Source organism: Daejeonella sp. (genome assembly GCF_044348475.1).
GTDB lineage: Bacteria > Bacteroidota > Bacteroidia > Sphingobacteriales > Sphingobacteriaceae > Daejeonella.
The window spans coordinates 1-2,753 of sequence record NZ_JBIKSU010000162.1 but is presented as its reverse complement, the minus strand read 5'-3'; the positions used below and the strand labels follow the sequence as shown (position 1 = coordinate 2,753).

4 protein-coding genes are annotated in these 2,753 nt (G+C 35.8%); all 4 read right to left on the bottom strand.

The genetic code is table 11. The annotated features are described in order from the left end of the window. Positions 1-40 precede the first annotated feature (40 nt). The 4 genes from ACIQZ6_RS12705 to ACIQZ6_RS12690 all read right to left on the bottom strand — a co-directional run bounded on the left by ACIQZ6_RS12705 (position 41) and on the right by ACIQZ6_RS12690 (position 2,617). Positions 41-769 (bottom strand): acyl-CoA desaturase, encoded by a 729-nt coding sequence (locus ACIQZ6_RS12705; RefSeq protein WP_395811664.1) that lies wholly within the window; start codon positions 767-769, stop codon positions 41-43. A gap of 95 nt (positions 770-864) precedes the next feature. Further along, on the bottom strand, positions 865-1,365 hold the full coding sequence (locus ACIQZ6_RS12700; RefSeq protein WP_395811662.1) for a phosphoheptose isomerase: 501 nt from the start codon (positions 1,363-1,365) through the stop codon (positions 865-867). A 72-nt stretch (positions 1,366-1,437) separates the two neighbouring features. Continuing rightward, the gene (locus ACIQZ6_RS12695) at positions 1,438-1,911 is read right to left on the bottom strand and encodes a hypothetical protein (RefSeq protein WP_395811660.1); all 474 of its coding nucleotides are present in this window, start codon (positions 1,909-1,911) and stop codon (positions 1,438-1,440) included. Between the two features lie 46 nt (positions 1,912-1,957). Further along, on the bottom strand, positions 1,958-2,617 hold the full coding sequence (locus ACIQZ6_RS12690) for an SOS response-associated peptidase (protein ID WP_395811659.1): 660 nt from the start codon (positions 2,615-2,617) through the stop codon (positions 1,958-1,960). Positions 2,618-2,753: the final 136 nt, after the last annotated feature.

Sequence of the window (2,753 nt, the reverse complement as noted above, 5' to 3'; positions counted from 1 at the left end):
TGATTAAAACCAAGGCTCTTAAAAATTGTATAGCTAATGCTTAAATTTTTCTGAGTCTGATAATTCGAAGATGATGCATTAACTTAATTATAGGGTATGATGGATCAAATTCATACCATTTTAATGCAAAATTTACATTGTTTGGCTTTTTATGATGGTTATTCTGAAACAATTCACCCAACATCAGAAAGTCTAATGGCAAGGAATTCTTACTGTGGTCATCATTGTCATAATTAGAATAACCGTATTTATGACCGCACCAGTTCACTACTGCTCCATGAATTGGGCCCATTAAAAAATGAATGGGTAGCAATAAGAACATCCACCAATACTCGGCAAATTGACTATAAAAAGTAATATAAAACACAATAAATAATGAGCGGGTGATCCACAAATCGCCGATACGATCAATCAACGGCCAGGTTGGATAATTGTCTCGAAATGCTTGCTCCGGTTCTATTTTAAACCTCACATAATCCAGATAAATGTTTTTAGTCTGGATCATCATCCCAATCACATCTTTAAAGAAATGCGGAGAATGAGGATCTTTCTCGGTATCGCTATAGGCATGATGCATACGATGCATGATTGCATAGGCACGTGGATTTAAAAAAGAAGATCCCTGTGCAAGGAATGTTGACATATAGAAAAATTTCTCCCAAAAAGGGCTCATTTTGAACATCTTATGAGAAGAATAGCGGTGAAGGAAAAATGTTTGAAAAAACAGGGACAAAAACCAATGACCAAGAAAGAAAATTAAAATAACCATAAATAGATAGCGCTTTGGTTTAAAAAGCGTGTGAAAATAAACAAATTTACTTGTTAAAAAATAGAAGAAATGTCATGTTATGCTGACTCAAGACACTACCTGCCAAAATCATCCTGCAGTCTTACAATGTCTGATTCATCAGACGGATTTGATACATCTGTATGCTGCCAGATTTCTGCAACCAGGCCCCAATCATTTAAACCTACCAATCTGTGGCGCTCGCCCTGTTGTAAAACAATCCGTTGTCCCGGATGATATGACCTCAATTCGGTTTCTTCATCTGATAAACTTTTAACAACTCCAACTGTTCCCTGAATTACCTGCCAGATTTCGGCCCTACGATGATGGTATTGCCAAGAAAGACGCTTATTGGGCGAAACGATCAAAAACTTAGGACTAAGTTTTCCTGAAATTTTTAAGTTCCCAATTTCTATTCCGTCAAAATACGTGTTTGCGAATTTTTGTGCCTGTTGTTCATCGATTACAAAAAAACCACCCCAAGGGCGATTCAAATCTTGTTGAACAATATTAAAACCATTTTTTTGTAAACTTTCCTTTGCTTCAAGGAATATTCCTTCTTCTTGTGTTGAATTCATTTCATGCAATAATAATTGTAATGTATGAAAAATGCAATTTGAAAAGGCCTTTAAATAAAAGCAAAGGAGCGATTACTGATTCATGCCTACCGAAATCTTCCAAAAACCAGCCTCTTTCATCTCCACATCCAAAACCTGGTTAGAAATGGTTATTCGAAGCCTCAACGGATAAACAACATCCATCAATTGAATGGACTCTCCTCTGCCTGATTTTGAGATTTGTCGGGTTAGATTATAATTGCCAATAATTGCTAAAACCTGTGATATCTCTGCACCCGGCAATACTTCTCCTCGAATCAAACCAGATCCGCCGCTAACATTAAGCGCATCAATCTGTACAGTGTTTTCTGTACCCCTTAACTCCTTTCTAACATCAACCTTGGTCATATATTGACCCTTTTCATAAATCATAAATTGCTTTAACGGCTTTTCTGATCTTTCTTTTTTTTGCGCATGCACTGAAAGAGATAAACATATCATCGCTACTACAGAAAGGGATTTGAAAATTTTCACAGCTTCAGGCTTAATGAATTTAAATATATCCATAAAAAATGTACAAAATATCTTAATTTAAAGTTCTGCTGTTTAAGTTTTATTGGTCAAACAAATAAGTATACTCATCAATATCACCAACTTTAGTAACAGCATTCATGTCCAGAAGATCGTCTGTTAATCGTTCCAAAGCTTCAAATCGCTCATCCAAAGAAAATTTCGCGTTAACCCAGACATTTGCATCATCCAGATTTAACAAACAGGGCATCCTGTCATGTAGAAATTTCATCGCTGTGTTTGCAGGTTTAGTAATGATTGTACAGCTATTGATCAATTCTCCAGTAGTTTGATCAATCCAGGTATCCCATAAACCAGCCATTAATGTAAATCTCATCCCCTTCATGCGTATCAGATAGGCTTGTTTTTTCGTACCTTTTTGATCCAATTTTTTCCATTCATAAAAGCCATCGGTAATAACTACACAATGCTTTTTACCTAACAAATGCTTCCAGCTACCCGATTCTTTTAGATTTTCAATTCGGGCATTAAAGGTGCTGAACTTTGGCTTTTCCTTTGCCCAAAATGGAATTAATGTCCAACTGAGGTATTGAAGTTCTGAAGGTTTTTGATCGGTAAAAACCGGCAGCTCTAGTGTTGGAGGAACATTGATATTCGCCGGTCTTGCCAGATCATCTGCCAGCTTAAGATGTAACTTCTTAGCAATGATAGTTTGTTCTGAAATACTTACTCTACCGCACATATGCTATAAATTTAATAAATAAATAGATAAACAAAAGACCGGCATTTTAGTAGAAAAAATTCTGCAGTTTTACTCCTAGAATGTTTGAAATCATCTCCATAATATTTCTGAAACCCAATCTAAAAATCCGAAATTA

Bases quoted from the DNA above. Each gene is read 5' to 3' on its own strand.
- ACIQZ6_RS12690 (WP_395811659.1), bottom strand. From the start codon at position 2,617: ATGTGCGGTAGAGTAAGTATTTCAGAACAAACTATCATTGCTAAGAAG.
- ACIQZ6_RS12695 (WP_395811660.1), bottom strand. From the start codon at position 1,911: ATGGATATATTTAAATTCATTAAGCCTGAAGCTGTGAAAATTTTCAAA.
- ACIQZ6_RS12700 (WP_395811662.1), bottom strand. From the start codon at position 1,365: ATGAATTCAACACAAGAAGAAGGAATATTCCTTGAAGCAAAGGAAAGT.
- ACIQZ6_RS12705 (WP_395811664.1), bottom strand. From the start codon at position 769: ATGGTTATTTTAATTTTCTTTCTTGGTCATTGGTTTTTGTCCCTGTTT.